General features: G+C 70.5%; 14 protein-coding genes and 2 pseudogenes. 7 read left to right on the plus strand and 9 right to left on the minus strand.

Going from position 1 to position 18,741, the window contains the following annotated elements; translation table 11 throughout:
* Positions 1-31: 31 nt before the first annotated feature.
* From ACIP60_RS16600 to ACIP60_RS16615, 4 genes are all read left to right on the plus strand, one after another.
* Positions 32-1,219 (plus strand): tyrosine-type recombinase/integrase, encoded by a 1,188-nt coding sequence (locus ACIP60_RS16600; protein ID WP_400684589.1) that lies wholly within the window; start codon positions 32-34, stop codon positions 1,217-1,219.
* A gap of 71 nt (positions 1,220-1,290) precedes the next feature.
* On the plus strand, positions 1,291-3,681 hold the full coding sequence (locus tag ACIP60_RS16605) for a hypothetical protein (protein WP_400684592.1): 2,391 nt from the start codon (positions 1,291-1,293) through the stop codon (positions 3,679-3,681).
* Between the two features lie 3 nt (positions 3,682-3,684).
* Complete coding sequence (locus ACIP60_RS16610; protein WP_400684595.1) at positions 3,685-4,227, plus strand: DUF6262 family protein; 543 nt, start codon at positions 3,685-3,687, stop codon at positions 4,225-4,227.
* Between the two features lie 222 nt (positions 4,228-4,449).
* Positions 4,450-6,150 (plus strand): AIPR family protein, encoded by a 1,701-nt coding sequence (locus ACIP60_RS16615; protein ID WP_400684597.1) that lies wholly within the window; start codon positions 4,450-4,452, stop codon positions 6,148-6,150.
* Between the two features lie 204 nt (positions 6,151-6,354).
* Here ACIP60_RS16615 and ACIP60_RS16620 read toward each other — a convergent pair whose 3' ends face one another.
* Positions 6,355-7,362 carry a hypothetical protein gene (locus ACIP60_RS16620; protein WP_400684599.1) on the minus strand — a complete coding sequence of 336 codons (1,008 nt, stop codon included), beginning with the start codon at positions 7,360-7,362 and terminating at the stop codon, positions 6,355-6,357.
* Between the two features lie 117 nt (positions 7,363-7,479).
* Here ACIP60_RS16620 and ACIP60_RS16625 point away from each other — a divergent pair.
* Positions 7,480-7,643, plus strand: a pseudogene (locus tag ACIP60_RS16625) (IS5/IS1182 family transposase); the annotation flags it as partial.
* Here ACIP60_RS16625 and ACIP60_RS16630 read toward each other — a convergent pair.
* The 3 genes and pseudogenes from ACIP60_RS16630 to ACIP60_RS16640 form a co-directional block, all read right to left on the minus strand.
* Entirely contained in the window at positions 7,633-7,890 is a 258-nt protein-coding gene (locus ACIP60_RS16630; protein WP_400684601.1) for a hypothetical protein, read from the minus strand. The pseudogene ACIP60_RS16625 and the gene ACIP60_RS16630 overlap by 11 nt on opposite strands.
* Before the next feature lie 200 nt (positions 7,891-8,090).
* Complete coding sequence (locus tag ACIP60_RS16635) at positions 8,091-8,732, minus strand: hypothetical protein (protein ID WP_400684604.1); 642 nt, start codon at positions 8,730-8,732, stop codon at positions 8,091-8,093.
* Positions 8,733-8,975: 243 nt separating this feature from the next.
* A pseudogene (locus ACIP60_RS16640) lies at positions 8,976-10,049 on the minus strand (NAD-dependent DNA ligase LigA); the annotation flags it as partial.
* 150 nt (positions 10,050-10,199) lie between these two features.
* Here ACIP60_RS16640 and ACIP60_RS16645 point away from each other — a divergent pair.
* The gene (locus ACIP60_RS16645; RefSeq protein ID WP_400684607.1) at positions 10,200-11,684 is read left to right on the plus strand and encodes a glucose-6-phosphate dehydrogenase; all 1,485 of its coding nucleotides are present in this window, start codon (positions 10,200-10,202) and stop codon (positions 11,682-11,684) included.
* A 58-nt stretch (positions 11,685-11,742) separates the two neighbouring features.
* On the opposite strand, the gene ACIP60_RS16650 is transcribed toward ACIP60_RS16645, so the two are convergent.
* Complete coding sequence (locus ACIP60_RS16650; protein ID WP_400684610.1) at positions 11,743-13,122, minus strand: mycothione reductase; 1,380 nt, start codon at positions 13,120-13,122, stop codon at positions 11,743-11,745.
* Between the two features lie 237 nt (positions 13,123-13,359).
* On the opposite strand from ACIP60_RS16650, the gene ACIP60_RS16655 reads away from it, so the two are divergent.
* Positions 13,360-13,953 carry a Dps family protein gene (locus ACIP60_RS16655; RefSeq protein ID WP_400684613.1) on the plus strand — a complete coding sequence of 198 codons (594 nt, stop codon included), beginning with the start codon at positions 13,360-13,362 and terminating at the stop codon, positions 13,951-13,953.
* A 96-nt stretch (positions 13,954-14,049) separates the two neighbouring features.
* On the opposite strand, the gene bioD is transcribed toward ACIP60_RS16655, so the two are convergent.
* The 4 genes from bioD to ACIP60_RS16675 all read right to left on the minus strand — a co-directional run bounded on the left by bioD (position 14,050) and on the right by ACIP60_RS16675 (position 18,725).
* A complete protein-coding gene (gene bioD, locus ACIP60_RS16660; protein ID WP_400684616.1) occupies positions 14,050-14,781 on the minus strand; it encodes a dethiobiotin synthase in 732 nt (243 codons plus the stop codon).
* 50 nt (positions 14,782-14,831) lie between these two features.
* Positions 14,832-16,196: an adenosylmethionine--8-amino-7-oxononanoate transaminase gene (locus ACIP60_RS16665; protein WP_400684618.1), complete on the minus strand. Its 1,365-nt coding sequence runs from the start codon at positions 16,194-16,196 to the stop codon at positions 14,832-14,834.
* Positions 16,196-17,449: a biotin synthase BioB gene (gene bioB / locus ACIP60_RS16670; RefSeq protein WP_400684621.1), complete on the minus strand. Its 1,254-nt coding sequence runs from the start codon at positions 17,447-17,449 to the stop codon at positions 16,196-16,198. Before bioB ends, ACIP60_RS16665 begins: the two co-directional genes overlap by 1 nt.
* Before the next feature lie 202 nt (positions 17,450-17,651).
* Positions 17,652-18,725, minus strand: a complete 1,074-nt coding sequence (locus tag ACIP60_RS16675) for a hypothetical protein (protein ID WP_400684623.1) — start codon at positions 18,723-18,725, stop codon at positions 17,652-17,654.
* Between the last annotated feature and the right edge of the window lie 16 nt (positions 18,726-18,741).

Here is an 18,741-nt window from a genome sequence, read left to right on the forward strand (position 1 = left end):
GAGACGTACACCATGCGAGGGAGAACACCAGGTGAGAGCTTTCGCGGTGACCCTGCCGTCAGGGCAGCGGTACTGGACGGTGCTGGACGAGTCGTTGGTCCCGGTGCCGGCTGCGGACAGGTTTCTGCGGCACGTGCGCTTCGGGAAGAACGGGGCCGAGTCGACGACGGAGACGTACGCGTACGCGCTTGCACTGTTCCTGCGCTGGTGCGCACGCACGGATCGGGACTGGCGGACTGCGGCGCCGGATCTGGGCCTGTTCATGACGTGGCTGCGGCACGCGCCAAAATCAGTCTCCGGTGTCGAGCCGTCGTTGGGGGCGGCGCTGATGCTCGGGCCTGGCGCGAAGCCGGCCCGGAGCGAGAAGCGCGTCAATGCTGTGTTGACCGCAGTGCGGGGGATGGTCGCGGAGGCTGTCACGCACAAGGACGCCCCGGGATGGGTGCTTCCCGTGCTGTTCGATCTGGCGTCGACGGCGGATCTGCCGGCCGTGGCTCGGGGAGAGAACGCCGGGACGGAACTGCGGCTCGGGGCCCGGCATCGCATGAAGGAACCGAAGCGGCCGGTGGACCGGGCGAGCGATGAGGAGATCGTGGCACTGCTTCGAGCCTGTCGGTCGGCCCGTGACCGGCTGATGATCCTGCTCATGGCCCGTTCCGGTCTGCGGCGGGGGGAGCTGGTGGGCTTGCGGCGGGAGGACATGCATTTTCTGCTCGACTCCTCCTCGCTGGGCTGCCCGGTCTCCCGAGCCCACCTGCACGTGGTGCGGCGCGAGTTGAACCCGAACGGAGCGTGGGCGAAGTCCCGACGCGAGCGTGTCGTGCCCGTCGACGGATTGCTGGTGCGGGCTCACGATCACTACGCCATGGAGCGGCTGGCCTGCCGGGCGGCTGCGGCATGCGACTTCGTGGTCGTGAACCTGTTCCGGGCTCCGCTGGGGGCGCCGATGCCACCGCGGGCCGTGAACGAACTGCTGACCGCACTCAGCGAACGGGCCGGCCTGGCGCGAAGGGTCCGACCGCACCAACTCCGCCACGCCTTCGCCAGCAACGCCCGAGACGCGGGCGCGGAGTGGGACGAGTTGTCGGAGCTGATGGGCCATGAGTCGCCCGAATCGCTTGCTCCCTATCTGCATCCGGATCCCCAACGGCTGCGTGCGGCCGTCGAGCGGGTCCCCTCTCCGCGCCTGCTGGACACAGACACGCAGGTGCAGCGATGAGGGCTGGCACTGTCCATGGCGTGGGAGCGTCGTATACCTCCTCGCCGGAGCTGGAACGCTTCAGAGCACGGTTGGACCCGCAGTTCTTGGCCGAGGCTGGCTGGGACGAGGACCGGCAGACGCTGGTCATCAAGCCGGGCCACACCCTTCTGGCGTGGGCTCCGTGCGTCAACTCTCAGTGCGAGGCGGGGGCGACCCTTTTGTCGGGGTTGTGCCACTCCTGCCAGAAGAGCTGGAACCGATCCAAGCTCTCGATGGAGGACTTCCTGGTCAGTCAGGCAGCCGAGAAGAAGCAGCCACGGCAGCGCTGTTCGGTTCCCGGCTGCGCGCGGATGTGGGCCAGTTCAGTTGCCAAACTGTGCGGGCCGCATCGCAGCCGATTCCGCAAACTCGGGTTGCCGCAGGAGGAGTTCTTCGCTCATCCGTCGGTCAAACCGATGCCTCCGCTGGGGAGTTGCGGGGTGGTCGCGTGCCTGCGGGAGCGGGAACTGACGACAAGTCCGTACTGCCAGGCACACATGACCAAGTGGAAGCGGCTCGTGCGGGACGGCGAGCCGGAGGCAGCCGACGAAGCACGGTGGGTGCGGACGGAGGCCCCGGCGCCATCGTATCCCGGGGAGGTGCCCCTGCTGGGGCTGGCTCCACTGGTGGTGGCCCAAGTGCTGTTCGCTCTGCAGGAACGCATCGGACACGAGATCAAGGTCCCGCCCCACATCCTGCGGTCGGCGGTCAACTGGATCCGCCGCCAGGAGTTGACGTCGCTGATGAGCCTCCCCGAGGACATCGGCCCGGACCGGAAGAACACCGCAGCGCTCAACACTCGGTTGCTGCGGGACCATGTGGTGCACGCACTACTGGACCCCGAGGTGGAGCGACGCAAACCCGACCGCTGGGACGCGCGGGCGTGGGGGCATCGAGGGGTGCTGGACTTCACCTGCATCAGCCAGGGGTGGCTGCGTGAGGCAGTAATGATGTGGACCGTCGACGAGCTGCCCCGCCACCACGGCAAGAGCGCCACCCGGTTCCTGCAGGCCCACATCAACTCGGCTGGGCGGCTGTCGACGAGCCTGCGTGCCCACCGTGAGGACCGCGGTGACGTGGTGACTGCCGTGGCCCGGGCAGACATCGAGAACTTCCTGGGCAGGCTGTCCTTCCAGGTGAGCCGCCAGGACGACGACATGACGGAGAACCTGCGCTGGAACACCTGCCGGATGCTGCGCAAGGTCCTGAACGGCACCCGGGCTCTGGGCGCGACCCGATCGGGCGGGCCAATGGCCGGCGTCTCAGAGGACTTCGCCCTGCGCGCGGTGGACATCCCCAAGGAGGACAAGCGCAAGAAGCCCCGGGACCTACCGCCGGGGGTGATGCGGCAAGTCTGCGGATACCTGGACGTCCTGGAGACGATGTCTTCGCGCGAAGTCAGGGTGGCCATCGACCTGATGATCGATACCGGGCGGCGGCCCGATGAGATCTGCACACTGGAGTGGGACTGCCTCGTCACGGACTCGACGGGGAAGTTCGAGCTGATCTGGACCAACATCAAGTGCAAACGGCTCGGTCTGCGACTGCCCATCGTGCAGGCGACCGCTGACCTGATCCGGGCCCAACAGCAGCGGGTACGTGAACGGTTCCCGGACACGCCGACAGCCAAGCTCGCACTGTTGCCGGCGCCGATCCGCAACCCGCGCGGCACCAAGTCCATCGCGATGGGCACGGTCGGCGACCGGCACGTCGACTGGGTGGCCGCTATGCCACCTCTGCTGCTGGAGGACGGCAAAACAGAGTTCGACCGGTCCAAGGTCGTGATGTACGCCTACCGGCACAGCTATGCCCAGCGGCACGCAGACGCGGGAGTGCCGATCGACCAACTCCGCAAGCTCATGGACCATGATCTTCTGGAGTCGACGCGCCGGTACTACCGGATCACCGAGGAGCGGACCCGCAAGGCCGTGGACGCGGTCGCCAGGTTCCACTTTGACCGCCACGGCAACCGTATCTGGCGGGAGGCGAAGCAGTTGTTGGACTCCGAGCACGTGCGGCAGAACCTGGAAGCGGTCGCGGTGCCGTTCGGTCGCTGCAGCGAGCCGTCCAACGTCCAGGCGGGCGGGGGCGACTGCCCGATCCGGTTCCGCTGCGCGGGCTGCGACCACTTCAGCACCGACGTGTCGTATTTGCCCGAGCTGGAGACGTATCTGTCGAGCTTGCTGCAGACCCGCGAGCGGATCGCCGCCATGACCACGGCTGACGAGTGGGCCAAGGCGGAGGCGATGCCCTCGCACGAGGAGATCCGGCGGGTTCGGCGGCTGGTCGCGAACGTAAAGGACACGCTGGCCGGGCTCGCGCCAGACGAACAGGACCAGGTGCACGAGGCGATGGTGACGATCCGCAAGAGTAGGGCTGTCATGCTCGGCATGCCCAGCGTCCGCCAGCCGTTGCCGGACGTTCGACCGGAGAGGCCCTGACCGATGAGCAAGCCCGGCTCCCCCCGCACGGACGCCATGGTCCGTGGTCGGCAGGCCGACACCGACCGCCGCCGCATGCGGGTCGAGCAGTCACTTCGCGACCTCCAGGCCGCGGGTGAGGAGGTATCAGTGACCGCAGTGGCCCGACGCGCGGGCGTTGACCGCACGTTCCTCTACCGCCACCGCGACCTGCTGACACAGATCCATACAGCTGAGCAGAGCCCTTCCGAAGGCGCTGTGAAGGGAGCCGGGGTCTCACGGGCCTCCTTGATGGCCGATCTGGCCGCCGCGAACGAGCGCAATGCCCGGTTGATGGGCCGAATCAGCGTGCTCGAGCAACGCCTATCGCAGGTGATGGGCGAGCTGACCTGGAGGGAGTCCGGACTCGGTGCCCCTGACAGCGTCGACAAGCTCCAGCAAAGAATTGTCCAACTCGAGCAGGAAAAGGGAGACCTCAAGCTCAAGCTCGATGAGGCCGTGGAAGATCTGGACGCCGCCCGGTCCACCAACCGCGAGCTGACCCGAGCCCTCAACCAGACTGGCTGACCAACGAAGTAGGCACCGGTACGGCACGATCCTGCTGGACGTCGTCATTCAGGCAGTGCCGTGCCTCACCTGCACATTTCTCATGGCCACCGTCAATAGCGGAGCCACTCGTTCGAGTGAACGACCTTGCCTGTTACCGTACCCAAGCTCGCTACCCACCCGTAATAGCTAGCGCACCGAACAGTTTCGGGGATAGGGTTTACCCAGCCAAGAGGAGGCGCCGTGGACCGTGTGACCAAGTCATACCTCGATGAGTTCAAGCAAGACCAGACCCTGAATGGACTTTCCGACTCGGACGCGTTTGAACATTTTGCGAACTACTGCGTCACATCTGACATCCACGATGACGAATTCTTGCTCGATGACGTTAATATGGGCGGAGGGAACGATCTCGGATTGGACGGAATCGCTATCCTGCTCAACGGAACGCTCGTCACTTCGGTCGATGAGGTCAAAGACCTTCTCGCAGTAAATGGGACCATGGATGTGACGTTCTCATTCATCCAGGCCAAGAGCGGCGGCAACTTCAGCACGGAGCAGATCGGCAGCTTCTTCGAGGGGGTCCAGGATTTCTTCTCCGAAGACCTTTCAACCCCCATCAACGATCGTATAGTCAATGCCCGTGACACCATGCAGGAGATTTACAGGAACAGTACAAAATTTCGCCGGAATAAGCCTACGTGCCTCCTCTACTTCGTCACCACGGGCGAATGGAAAAACGAAGCTCACGTGGCAAGCCGGGTCAAGAAATGGGAAGCGGGGCTGAGGTCGCTCAGCCTCTTCTCCTCTATTTCCTTTACTGCCATGGGCGCCGACGAGATCCAGAACTCTTACCAGCGCAGCAAGAATAGTGTCACCACCGAGTTCATCTTCGCCAACAAGGTGCTCCTCCCTGAGATCTCCGGAGTCAAGGCAGCTTATCTTGGCACCGTGCCGGCCACCGAGTTCCTTCGCCTCATTGTCGACCCGACCGATAACATCAGGAAGCCTCTCTTTACGGAGAATATCAGGGACTTCCTGGAGTATAACTCCGTAAATACTGAGATCCAGGAGACGCTTCGGGACTCGGCGACACATGACCGATTTGCTGTCCTCAACAATGGCATCACCGTGGTCACGCGCGATCTTCAGGTGACGGCCAACAAGTTCGAAATTTCGGACTATCAGATCGTTAATGGCTGTCAGACAAGCCACGTCCTTTTCGATGAGCGTGGAGTACTGTCCGACCGGATCCACGTGCCACTGAAGGTGATTTTCACTCAGGATGACGAAGTAATCAGCTCGGTTATCACGGCAACTAATAGGCAGACTGCCGTGACCAGCGAGGATCTTTATGCCCTGAGCAGTTTCCAGAAGAAACTTGAAGCCCTCATGGGCTCTTATCCCTCAAAGAAGAAGCTCTACTACGAGCGGCGATCGAGGCAGTACAGCTCCGCAAACGGCGTCGAGAAGGTTCGAATCGTTACCAAGCAGCAGCAGATTAAGGCGTTTGCGGCAATGTTCCTAGACGAGCCTCACAAGGCTAGTCGCTACTACGCGGATCTGCGCGCGATGGTCGGCAAGAGGATCTTCCACGAGACCCACAAGCTCGATCCTTACTATACTGCCGCCTACGCCAACTACAAGCTTGAGTATCTGTTCCGAAATAATGCACTCCCTGTTCGCTATAAGCCAGCACGCTTCCAGCTCCTCATGGCTTTCCGCTACGTTGTCGCGGGCAGCAATATGCCCGCATTCCACGCAAATAAGATTCAGTCGTACTGCACGGTGATCTGCGACTCCCTTTGGGATGAGAAAGCGGTTCTTGACGCCTTTGCCAAGGCGATTGAAGCTGTCGATTCCGCCGAGCAGGATCTTGGCACTCTAGATCGGGAGATCGTGAAGACCCAGAGCTTCACGGATGCGGTGAAGCAGGCCCTCTGAAGTAGTTGGATCCTGGGTTGGGAGGGGCGACGTAATTCTTCCGGCCCAGGGAACCATCAGCTCCTCCGGCGGTACTGAAGTTGAATGTGTGATGTCGGTCAGCCATGTGTGATCAGGGGGCGTCCCGGTCCCAGCTGCGACTCGGTCCGTGACTACGCCGTCTATGTCGAATCCAACATCTGGGTCCCCACCACCTCTGACGTGTCAGCACCCTCGGTCGTAGATCGCTCGCAGCCACGGTTCCCTGACGGCGGGCATCCGCGCGAGCGTGTACCGGAACGCCTCCCTGGACGGCTGGAACGGGTACCACGGGTGCGGCGGCAGCGGGTCGTCCCGCTCCACGCCTGCCGGCAGCCCGCCGACCACCGGCAGCCGGGTCCGGTGTGGTGGGAAGGCGAGTTCGGCCCAGAGCGCGGCATCCATAGGTACCGGCACCGCCCCGGCGCGCGGCTGCCACATATCCCCGGTCTGCGGATGGACCGGCACCAGCACAAGGTCAGTGGCCGGCTCGCCGAACCCCGGCCCAGCCAGGTCCAGCCGCTTCGCACCTTCCCCGGCGGGCAGCAGCGCGCCAAGTGCCCGGCCGAGGAGCTCCGCGACCGGCCCGGGCGCCACCTCGACCGGCACGCCCCCGGCGGCCACCACCACGTGGGCGAGGGCCACGCCTGCCGGGATGTCCCGGTACTTGCTCAGCCGGTGCCACAGCGCGCCGGTGGCCAGCAGCTCCGCCCAGTCCATGATCGGCCGCTCCGGCGGGCCGGGCAGCCGCACTACCGCCTGCGGGACGAGCCGGACGACCTGCCAGCACCCGCAGTCGTCCATCCTCGTTCCGACCGGTAGGTCGCAGCCCAGGCAGGCAAGGTTCGGCCCGTCCCTCCCGTCGATCCCCATGCAGTAGCCCTCGGCCCGCTCGAGGATCAACCTGGTGCCGCGCATGTCGCCGGGCGCGAGGAGGACGGTGTCTGACGGTCCGCCGGACAGCGCGCCAAACGGCGCGAAGCGCCCCCGCTCCGCCGCCTCGCGCTCCCCGAACTCTTCCCACTGCCGCCACGGCGGCCCGTACGGCTCGGGGTCGACGGCGTAGGACCCGGACTCCAGCAGCGGCGGGTGAAGCTTCTCCCAGTGGGTGTCGGCCAGGTGGACCGGCAACGCCACCTCCGACACCACCGCCGTCAGAACCGCACCGCAGCCCGCACACCCGAACACCGCCAAGCCGTCCCCTCCCGCTGTCGAAGCCCCTGCATCCCACCAAGCAGACGGACCGGGGAGCAAGGGGTTTTCAGACGACGCTAGACGCCCCACCGATAGGCAGAGCGTGTCTCTCCCCCGGAGGCCGACAACGCCGTCCACCGCAGGGCCCGAGCCCGGGCCGAGCACGTCTTCTCGCAGATGAGGAACTGGAAGATCCTGCGTGACTGCCGCCTGCGCGGAGCTGGCGGCACCACTCCATGCTCGGCGTCGCACGGCTCCACAACATCGCTTTCACCGGATGAGCTGGTCCCACCTCACCGTGAACTCCTCGCGTCCGTCCGGCGTCGTGACGCCGTGCGGCGAGGTGGAGACGGTGACGACCTCGTCGTTCTCCAGCAGGCCGTGGCCTTCGGCGACCACACAGGCGACGGTGACCTCCACCGGGTAGGCCGAGTCCGGGCCGAGCCTGCCCATCACTGCGAAGATCGGGGCCTTGTCGACCAGTGACCAGCACCGCCCCGCCGCGTCCGTGAACTGAACCTCGACCACTCCGGGCCACGGATCCTCGTCCACCCAACGGACCGCCTCACACCGCATCTCAAACACGAATGCTCCCCAGTCGAACAAGGTCAACAACGAGCGCCAGTATGCCGCGTGACCTCAGTTGTCGGCATGCGAGACAGCCTTGGCTGGCGCCCGCTTCCCGAGCCAGGGCGGCGACGGTGCGGCGTTCGACGAGGACCGCCGCCCTACAGGTTCGACGTTACGACCGGCGCGGGCAGGTCCAGGGCGCGGGCGAGGGCGGCGGTTACGAGGGTGGCGTGGTTGGGCAGATGCTGTGCAGCCCAGCCAGCGGCCAGTTGGAGGAAGTCGGTCAGGTCGCGCTCCGCTTCGGCGAGCAGGCAGCTCAGTTCGGCGACGGGCAGCTCGATCACCGGGCTGCCTTCCTTGTCGGCGTCGACGGTCAATCGGACGGTGTCGCCAAGGCGTTCGGCAAGCGGGGAGGGGTCGTGGCCGAAGGAGGCTCGGCCGTCTCCATCGACGACCTCAAGCCAGTCGCGCCACTCCTCCAGCCCGTTGCAGCAGCCGGGCAGCAAGATGGTCCCAGTGGCGGTGTCGATGACTCGCAGGCCGCCGGACGCGTAGGTGCCGTCCATGGTGAGCAGTCCGTGCAGGAAGGCCCCGAGCGGATCAGCAGGCCGCGGCAGGCGGTCTTCGTCCTCGGGATCGATGTCATTGCAGTCAGCGATGCGCATCACCGCCGTGCCGACTTCGGCCGGGCCGAGCGCGCCGCTGAGTGGCAGGAAACCGTACGGCTCGGACTGGGCCACCGGCCAGAGGGCGAAGCTGTCGGGGGCGTAGACCTCCAGGACAGGTTGCAAAGCGATCACTCGGAGAGTGTGCCGCACGCCTCACCCACACCGCCTCCCGATTACCAAGCAGCTTCCCGCAATTCTGGCCGACGGCTTGGGGAGAGGAAGATTGGACTCACCCGATCAATCGAGTGGGGTCCAGACAGGCACAGCCCACTTGCACGACACCTGTTGTACTCGATAACCTCCGAGCTATAAGGCATATGAGCTGCACTTATTGAGACTCGATCGGCCACGCAGAGCCGCGCTCCCCGACAGAAGGAGGGTGGCGTAGGTGACGGTGACGCCGTCGATGACCACCGGCTCCAGGACGGCGCGCGGCGCGATGATGCCGGTGCGGCCCACCGCCCACTCCACCGCCAGCAGCCGGGTCACCTTGTGCTCCGCCGCGAGCTTGCGGGCCACCGCCCACCGCGGGGCCCGGGAGCCGGAGCCGGCCTGCCGCTGGTCCGCGGCCGCGTCGGCCTTCACCACCACGCCGTCGATGCCGAACGGCAGCGCGCCGCGCAGCGCGGCGATCCCGGCGATCCGCTCCCGGACCTGCTCGATCGTCTCGCAGCGCACCGGGGCGGCGGCGGTGCCGGCGGCGGTGTTCGCGCCGAGCCCGGCCAGGGACTCCAGCAGGGCGCTGTGGCCCAGCTCCCCGTCCAGGCCGATCGCCCCGTAGGCGAAGAACGTCAGCTCGATCCGGTACGGGTGGTCCTTGGCCCGCAGCGTCCCGGCCGCGCCGCTGCGCGGGTGGGCGAACGGGGCCGCCTCGTGCGCGAGCCGGATCCGGTTGGCCTCCTCGAACTGGGCCGTGGTCAGCAGCACTTCGCCGCGCAGCTCCACGTCCAGCGGGCGCGTCAGCACGGCGGGCAGGCCCAGGACGGCGTCGGCGGCGTGCGTGATGTCCTCGCCCGCCAGGCCGTCGCCCCGGGTCAGCACCTGCTGGAGCCGCCCGCCCCGGTAGCGGGCGGCGACGGCCAGCCCGTCCAGCTTCGGCTCCACGCACCACCCGGCCACCGCCCGGCCCAGCCGCCGCTCCAGGCCCGCGGCCCAGTCGGCCAGCCCGGCGTCGTCGAACACGTTGTCCAGCGACAGCATCGGCACGCCGTGCGGCACGTCGCCCACCACCGCGCCGCCCGCGACCTTCCCGGTCGGCGACTCCGGCAGCACCTCGTCCGGGTGCGCCTGCTCGTAGGCCGCGATCGCCCGCACCAGCGCGTCGTACTCGTCGTCCCCGAGCGGCGTCGTCCCGTCCCCGTAGTAGGCGGCGGCGGCCCGCGCGGCGGCGGCAACGGCGTCGGCGTAGTCGCCGGAGGAGAGCGGAGCGGCGTTGTCCATGACCGTCATCCTTCCGTTCCGCACTGACAATCGACCGCCTCCGACCGAACCGCCTGACACCCCGTCAGCGACGGGTGAAACCCGTTCGGGCGAGAGTGGGATCGCGGAAGCGGGGAAGGCACGCCGAGCGACCCCCCGCGAGACCCAGGAGCCACTGACGTGACAGCACCGCCCACCACCGCCTCCCGCGCCGACGACCGGCCGGTCCTCCTCGTCCTGTTCGGGGCGACCGGGGACCTCGCGCGCCGGATGCTCTTCCCCGCGCTGTTCGAACTGTGGGAGCGCGGCCTCCTCCCGGACCGGTTCGAGGTGATCGGCTCGGGCCGCCACTCGCCCGGCACCGACCAGGACTTCCGCCGCGACGTCGTGGAGGCGGTCGCCGCCTCCGCGGACGGCGCCGACCGCGCGGCGCTGGAACGGTTCGCCGAACGGGTCCGGTTCGCCACCGCCTCCGCCGAGGACGGCGCCGGGCTGGCGGCGGAGGTGGAGCAGCGCCGCGCCGCGCTCGGCGAGGGCTGCCGGACCTTCCTCTACCTCTCCGTGCCGCCCGGGCAGACGGACGGCATGCTGCGGATGACGGAGCGCGAGGGCCTCGCCCGGGACGCGACCCTGATGGTGGAGAAGCCCGTCGGCGAGGACGTCGACACCGCCCGCGCGCTCAACGCGCTGCTGGCCACCCTCGCCCCCGAGGAACGCGTCCTGCGGGTCGACCACTTCCTCGCCAAGGAGTCGGTGCGCGCCCTGCTGGCCCTGCGCACCGCCAACCCCTGGCTCGCCGGGTCGTGGGACGCCCGGCACATCGCCTCGGTGCTCATCGACGTCCCGGAGAAGATCGACATCGAGGGCCGGGCCGCCTTCATGGAACGCACCGGCACCTTCCGCGACATGATCCCCACCCACCTGTGCCAGGCGCTGGCCGCCGTGGCGATGGAACCGCCCTCCTCCGACGACCCGGAGGCGGAACGCGCCGCCCGGCTCCGGCTGTTCGAGCAGACCAGGCCCTTCGACCCGGCCCGGACGGTGTTCGGCCAGTACGAGGGCTACCGGGAGGAGGACGGGGTGGCCGCCGACTCGACCACCGAGACCTTCGCCGCCGTCGAGGTCCGGATCGACAACCCGCGCTGGCAGGGCGTCCCCTTCCTGCTGCGCACCGGCAAGGCCCTGGACTCCGCCGACCACCGGCTCACCGTCCGCTTCCGCCCGACGGACCCGAAGGACTCGAAGGACCCGAAGGACCCGAAGGACTCGACGGACCGGACGGACTCGACGGGCCGGACGGCGGACGCGGAGCAGGGCGGAGCGGAGGCCGGCACCGAGCTGGTGGTGGGCCTGAGCGCCACGGCGGACGTCCGGTTCGGCGTCCGGCTCAGCCGCCCCGGCCCCCGGCCCGGACTGGTGGACGGGGTGCTGGGCCTGGAGCCGCTGCCCGGCGCCGACGCGTCCCTCGGCGCCTACGCGCAGGTCTTCCACCACGCGCTGAGCGGCGACCACCGGGTGTTCACCACCGCCGCCGAGGTCGAACGGCTCTGGGAGCTCGCCGCGCCGGTCCTCGCCGACCCGCCGCCCGCCGTTCGCTACCCCCGGGGCTCGTCCGGACCGGAGGTGCCGGGGGTGGCGGACCCGGCGTCGGACCGCGAGGGCTGAGCGCGAGGGCCGGGCGCAGAGGCTGAGCGCGGAGGCCGGGCGCGGCGCCCGCGGCCGGTCAGTGGCCGGTCGCGGGCAGGTCGCGCAGCGCGTTCTCGACGACCTCGGTCAGTGCCGGGTGGATCCACAGCGGGCCGTCGGCGAGTTCGCCGGCCGTCATGCCGGTGGTGAGGGCGACCACCAGGGGCTGGATCAGGGTGGCGGCCTGCGGGCCGAGGATGTGCGCGCCGAGCAGCCGTCCGGTCCGGCGGTCGGCGAGCACCTTGCAGAAGCCCTCGGTGTCCTCCAGCGCCCAGCCGTAGGCCACGTCGGCGTACCGGTGCACGGCGACGGCCGGGTCGAGCCCCTGTTCGCGGGCCTGCCGCTCGGTGAGGCCGACCTGGGCGATCTGCGGGCGGGTGAAGACGGCGGAGGGCACCGCGCCGTAGTCCATGGACCGCTCCTCGCCCGGGTGCAGCAGGTTGTGCGCGACGATCCGGGCCTCGCGGTTGGCGACGTGCTTGAGCGGGACGGGCGTGGCGATGTCGCCGAGCGCCCACACCCCGTCGGCGGTGGTGCGCAGCTGGGCGTCGACGGTGATCCGGCCGTCCTCCCCGGTGGCGACGCCGGCCCGGTCGAGGTCGAGCAGGTCGCTGTTGGGGCGGCGCCCGACGGCCACCAGCAGGGTGTCGGCGCGCAGTTCGGCGCCGTCGTCCAGGGTCAGCCGCAGGTCGCCGGGGCGGCCGGTGACGGCGGTCAGTTCGCGGCCCAGCCGCAGGTCCCAGTGGCCGCGCATCGCCTCGGTGAACGCGGCGGACACCGCCTCGTCCTGCTGCTTCCCGAGCAGCCGGTCCTCCTTCTCCACCACGGTGACGTGGCTGCCCACGGAGCGGAAGACGTGCGCCAGCTCGGCGGCGATGTAGCCGCCGCCGAGCACCACCAGCCGGGCGGGCGGCCGGGGCAGGCGCATCACGGTGTCGGAGGTCTCGTAGGGCAGACCGGAGGACGCCACCACGGGCGGGACGACGGGACGGCCGCCGGCCGCGATGACGATCCGGTCGGCGGTCAGCTCCAGCGGGCCGTCGGCGGTGTCCACGGTGAGCCGGCGCGGCCCGGTGAACCGGGCGAGGCCCCGGTGGACGGTGGTGTTCGCCGCGTCCCGGCGGTCCCGCTCGCCCTCGGCGGACGCCGCGTCGAGCCGGCCGAAGACCCGGTCCCGGACTTCGGGCCAGCGCACCTCCCGCAGCCGCGCGTCCACGTCGTGCCGCCCGGCGTCCCGGACGGTGTCGGCGACGTCGGCGGTGACGGCGAGCATCTTGCTGGGGATGCAGCCCGCGTTGAGGCAGGTGCCCCCGAACGGGCCGGCGGAGACGACGGCGACGTCCAGGTCGGCGAAGCGGTCGTCGAGGAGGAGGCTGCCGGAGCCGGCCCCGAGGACCAGGAGATCGTGATGGCGCATGTTCGGAACGTAACCGTTTCCCCGCGGACCATTCCGGACGCCGGTCCGGACGCCGGTCCGGACGGGTGCCGCCCGGCGGCTTCCCCCGGGGCCGGCGGGCCTGTCCGGCGGGCGGACGGAGGAGCGGACGGAGGAGATGTTCACCCGTTCGGCGCATCCGCACCCATGAGTCGCGCGGAATGGGGGAGGCGTGAGTCAGCACCGTGCAGAACGACATCCCGATGAGGAGAACCCGCCATGGCCCGCACCGCCAACCGTGACGCCAACCGCCCCGCCTACACCGTCCCCGGCCTGACCACCGAACAGGGCGCGGAGCTGATCGTCACGCTGCAGGAGCGGCTGAACGCGCTGAACGACCTGCACCTGACCCTCAAGCACATCCACTGGAACGTGGTCGGCCCGCACTTCATCGCCGTCCACAAGATGCTCGACCCCCAGGTCGACCGGGTGCGCCTGATGGCGGACGACGTCGCCGAGCGGATCGCCACCCTGGGCGGCGTCGCGCACGGCACCCCCGGCCGACTCGTCGCCGAGCGCGGCTGGGACGACTACAGCGTCGGCCGGGCCGACGCCATCGCCCACCTCGGGGCCCTCGACCTGGTCTACACCGGCGTCATCACCGACCTGCGCAACGCCGTGGAGCAGGCCGGCAAGATCGACCCCGCCACCGAGGACCTGCTCATCGAGCAGCTGCGCGACCTCGAGCAGTACCAGTGGTTCGTCCGCGCCCACCTGGAGAGCTCCAGCGGCACCCTCGCCACGGCGGACGCCCCCACCGAGGCGCGGGCCGCGAAGAAGGCCGTCCGCAAGAGCGGCAAGTCCGCGGGCTGACCGCCCCGCACCCCCGAAGGCCGTCTCCGAAGGCCGCCCCCCGCCCGACCGGTTCGCCGGTCCGGCCCGGGGCGGCCTTCGGCGTGCCCGGGCCGGTCAGGCGGGGCGGTGCGCGGCTGCGAACGCCGTCGCGTCCCAGGTGCCGCCCAGGGCGGGGGCGAGGGCGGCGGTGGCGAAGGGGTGGAAGGTGGCGGGGGTGTGGGCGGCGGCGCCGGTGGGGAGGGCGCCGAGGAGGGGGGCGCCGGCGGCGGTGGGGAGGTCGGCGAGGTTGCAGCGGGTGGCGAGGTCGGGGGCGGCGGGCCAGCAGCCGATGACGACGCCGCGCAGCGGGAGGCCGCGGTGGCGCAGCGCCTCGGCGGTGAGCGCGGTGGCGTTCAGGGTGCCCAGGCCGGCCGCCGCGACGAGCAGGAACTCGACGTCCAGGCCCAGGTCGCGGCAGGCCAGCGCGTGGTCGGCGAGGGTGCGGCCCCGTTCGTCGTAGCGCACCAGCAGCCCGCCCGCGCCCTCGACCAGGACGGTGCGGTGCCCGGCGGCGAGCTCGGCGACCGCCTTGGCGACGTCCTCGGGCGCGAGGGGCGGCAGCCCGGCCCGGCGGGCCGCCGTCTCGGGGGCGAGCGGCTCCGGGTAGCGGGCCAGCTCGACCGCGTGCACCAGCGGCCCGGCCAGCCGGGCGACCTCGTGCACGTCCCCCGGCTCGTCGGGCCCGAGGCCGGTCTGGCCGGGCTTGAGCACCGCCACCGGCTCCGGGCACAGCGCGGCGACGGCGGCGGTGGTCAGGGTCTTGCCGACCTCGGTGCCGGTGCCGGTGACGAAAAGGACGGTGGACATGGTGCCGGTGCTCCTGTGCTGGGGGTGGGTTCCGAACGGCCGGGCCGGGCCTAGGCGGTGGCCGTGGCGGATGTGGCGGATGTGGCGGATGTGGCGGTGGCGGCCGTGGAGGCGGTGGCCGCGGCGGCGATCGCCCGGCCGATCGCGGCCAGGTCCTCGTCCGGGGTGACGAACGGCGGCATGGTGTAGATCAGGTCGCGGAACGGCCGCAGCCACACGCCCTGCTCGGCCGCCGCCGCGGTCGCCGCGGCCATGTCCACGGGCGCGTCCAACTGCACCACGCCGATCGCGCCGAGCACCCGGACGTCCGCGACCCCGGGCCGCCCGGCGCACGGGGCGAGCGCGGTGCGCAGCGCGGACCCGATCCGCCCGACCTCGCCGCGCCAGTCCTGCCGCAGCAGCAGGTCGATCGAGGCGTTGGCGACCGCCGCCGCCAGCGGGTTGCCCATGAAGGTCGGGCCGTGCGCCAGCACCGGGACCTCGCCGCGCGAGATGCCCTCGGCGACCCGGCCGGTGCACAGCGTCGCGGCCAGCGTCAGGTAGCCGCCGGTCAGTGCCTTGCCCAGGCACATCACGTCCGGCGAGACGCCCGCGTGGTCGGCGGCGAACAGCTCGCCGGTGCGGCCGAAGCCGGTGGCGATCTCGTCGAAGACCAGCAGCACGTCGTGCGCGTCGCACAACTCCCGCAGCGCGCGCAGGTACGCGGGCGAGTGGAAGCGCATCCCGCCCGCGCCCTGGACCACCGGCTCGACGATCACGGCGGCCAGCTCGCCCGCGTGCCGCCCGATCAGCTCGGCCAGGTGCGCGAGGTACGCCGGGTCGGCCGGGGCGTCGTACCCGGCGGGCGGCTCGGCGGCGAACAGCTGCCGGGGCAGCACCCCGCCCCACAGGTGGTGCATCCCGCCCTCGGGGTCGCACACCGACATCGGGTGGAAGGTGTCGCCGTGGTAGCCGCCGCGCCAGGTCAGCACCCGGTGCTTCTCCGGCCGGCCGAGCGAGCGCCAGTACTGCAGGCACATCTTCAGCGCGACCTCGACCGCCACCGAACCGGAGTCGGCGAGGAAGACGTGCTGCAACGGCTCAGGCGTCAACTCGACCAGTTTCACCGCCAGTTCGACGGCCGGGCGGTGGGTGAGGCCGCCGAACATCACGTGGCTCATCGAGTCGAGCTGCCCGCGCACCGCCGCGTCCAGCGCGGGGTGCCGGTAGCCGTGGATCGCCGCCCACCAGGACGACATGCCGTCGACCAACTCCCGGTGCCCGCCCACCGGTTCGGCCAGCCGCAGGCGCACGCCCGCGGCCGACTCCACCACGAGGGGCTGCGCCGTTCCCGGCATCGGGCCGTACGGGTGCCAGACGTGCGCCCGGTCCAGTTCGAGCAACCGGGCGGCGTCCGGGGTGTTCTGACGGTCCATCAGGCGTTCGGGGCCAGCTCGGTGCCCGCGCCGCGACGGCGCACCCGGACCAGGTCGGTGCGCGCCTCGTCCTCCGCGCCCGGGGCCGCGACGGCTCCAACGGCTTCGACGACTCCAACGGCTCCAACGGCTCCGGCGGCCCCGACGGCCGGCGCGCTCTCGCCGTGGCCGCCGCACGGGCCGCAGCCGCCGCCCGTCCCGCAGGCGCCCTCCTCCTGGTGGCCGCCGCAGCCGGTGGCGGCGGCGTGGACGCGGTGGCGGGGGAGGGTGGTCTGCTCGGCGCCCTCCACCTCGAAGCCCGCGTCCTTGATCATGTCGAGGTCGGCCTGCCCGGCCTGGCCCTCGCTGGTCAGGTAGTCGCCCAGGAAGATCGAGTTGGCGATGTGCAGGCCCAGCGGCTGCATCGAGCGCAGGTGCACCTCGCGCCCGCCGGCGATCCGCACCTCGATGTCCGGGCAGACGAACCGGACCATCGCCAGGATGCGCAGGCAGCGCTGCGGGGTGAGGTTCCACTCCTCGGCCAGCGGGGTGCCCTCGAACGGGATCAGGAAGTTCACCGGCACCGAGTCCGGGTCCAGCTCGCGCAGCGCGAACACCACGTCGACCAGGTCCGCGTCGCTCTCGCCCATGCCCGCGATCAGGCCCGAACAGGCCGACAGGCCCGCGCCGTGCGCCTTGGCCACGGTGTCCACCCGGTCCGCGTAGGTGTGGGTGGTGGTGATGTCGCCGTAGGTGGCCTCGGAGGTGTTCAGGTTGTGGTTGTACGCGTCCGCGCCGGCCGCCTTCAACCGCTCGGCCTGGTTGTCCGAGAGCAGGCCCAGGCAGGCGCAGACCTCGACGCCCTCGTCCGCGCCCTTGATCGCCGCGATGGTGTCCGCGACCCGGTCGATGTCCCGGTCCGTCGGGCCGCGCCCGCTCGCCACCAGGCACACCCGCTTCGCCCCGCCCGCGACGCCCGCGGCGGCGGCCTGCGCGGCCTGGTCCGGCTTGAGCCAGGTGTACTTGAGGATCTCCGCCTTCGAGCCGAGGCGCTGCGAACAGTACGAGCAGTCCTCCGGACACAGCCCGCTCTTCAGGTTCACCAGGTAGTTGAGCTTCACCCGGCGGCCGAACCACTGCCGGCGCACCCGGCCGGCGGCCGCGACCACGTCCAGCAACTGGTCGTCGGTGGTGGCCAGCACGGCCAGCGCCTCCTCCCGGGTGGGCAGTTCCCGGCGAAGGCCCTTGTCGGTCAGGATGTCGAGGAGGTCCATGGCCCGATCCTGCCCGGGTGGCCCCGGCGTCCGCCAGAGGGAACCCGCCAGAAGATCCCCCGCAGGCTGTGCGAGTTGTCACAGTGTCGCGGCTCACAGTGACCGCCCCGACACCGGCGCGGGCCGCGTCGGGCCGCGCCGTCGGGCCGCATCTGGCCGCGTCGCGCCGGGCCGGGAGCGGGCGGGGCGGCCGGGACCGGGGTCAGGCGGGCTGGACGGGGGGACGGTGGTCGATGACGATCCGGGTCAGCGGACGCTCGTCGACCGCCGCCGTGGAGTCCGCGGGCAGGGTGCGGCGGATCTCGTGGGACAGGTCGACGTAGTACGCCAGGGCCATGGCGCTGTCCTGGAGGTCGCGGGCCGGGCCGGTGCCGGTCTCCCAGTAGGTGGTGTACAGGGCGTGGACGGCGGACATCAGGCTGGGGCCGGACAGCCGGACGGTCACCATGTCGCTCTTCTCGTCGGTGGCGGCCGGCGGCAGCTGGAAGTACTTGGCGCCGACGGCCCGCGCGACGATGAACTGCCAGGCGTGCGGGTGGCAGACCAGTTCGGCGGTACCGATCTGGGCGGCGGTCCGCAGCACGGTGGACAGCTCGGCGTCCAGTTGGTCCCGGAGGCGGTCCGGTCGCACGGCGGGAGCGGAGACGGCGGGCGCGGAGACGGCGGGAGCGGGGGCGGCGGTGGGCTCCGGCGCGGGCTGCTGCCGGCCGGTCAGTTCGGAGAGCAGACCGGCGGCGGCCTGCTGCTCGGTGCTGTCGCTGTTGTCGGTGGGGGTGGAGGCGGGGTCGGGGAGCGGGTCGGGGGTCGGGTCGGACGCGGCGGACAAGGCGGTCTCCTTCGGGGCGGCGGGCTCGGCGGTCTCGGTGGTGGCAGCGGTGCGGGCGTCGGTGCCGGTGTCGGCGGCCGGCACCGCCGCAACGGTGGTCGTGGCCGCTGCGGCGGGCTCCGGCGCGGGCTCCGCCCCGGCGTCCGGTCCGGACGGCGGTGCGGTCCGGACCGTCCGCAGTTCGGCGAGTCCGCTCTCCCAGGCGGCCCGGGCCTCGGCCAGTTCGCGGCGGAGCCCGTCGATCTGCCGGTGGGCCAGGGCGAGGTCGCGCTGGTCGCGGTCGAGGGCGCGGAGGACCTCGGTGCGGGTCCGGTCCAGGCCCTGGCCGAGGGCGGCGGCCAGATCGGTGCGCAATTCCGCTTGGCCGGAACGGAGTTCCCGCAGTTCTTCGATCAGCGCGGGGGCGGTTTCGGTGCGGAGGAGTGCGATCTGTTCGGCGGTTCTCGTCATGTTCCCTCCCGTTGGT

Origin of the sequence: Kitasatospora sp. NPDC088783 (genome assembly GCF_044750705.1) — a bacterium.
In the GTDB taxonomy this organism is placed as follows: Bacteria; Actinomycetota; Actinomycetes; order Streptomycetales; family Streptomycetaceae; genus Kitasatospora; species Kitasatospora fiedleri.

Bases quoted from the DNA above. Each gene is read 5' to 3' on its own strand.
- ACIP60_RS16610 (WP_400684595.1), top strand. From the start codon at position 3,685: ATGAGCAAGCCCGGCTCCCCCCGCACGGACGCCATGGTCCGTGGTCGG.
- ACIP60_RS16650 (WP_400684610.1), bottom strand. From the start codon at position 13,122: ATGCGCCATCACGATCTCCTGGTCCTCGGGGCCGGCTCCGGCAGCCTC.
- ACIP60_RS16655 (WP_400684613.1), top strand. From the start codon at position 13,360: ATGGCCCGCACCGCCAACCGTGACGCCAACCGCCCCGCCTACACCGTC.
- bioD (WP_400684616.1), bottom strand. From the start codon at position 14,781: ATGTCCACCGTCCTTTTCGTCACCGGCACCGGCACCGAGGTCGGCAAG.
- ACIP60_RS16665 (WP_400684618.1), bottom strand. From the start codon at position 16,196: ATGGACCGTCAGAACACCCCGGACGCCGCCCGGTTGCTCGAACTGGAC.
- bioB (WP_400684621.1), bottom strand. From the start codon at position 17,449: ATGGACCTCCTCGACATCCTGACCGACAAGGGCCTTCGCCGGGAACTG.
- ACIP60_RS16675 (WP_400684623.1), bottom strand. From the start codon at position 18,725: ATGACGAGAACCGCCGAACAGATCGCACTCCTCCGCACCGAAACCGCC.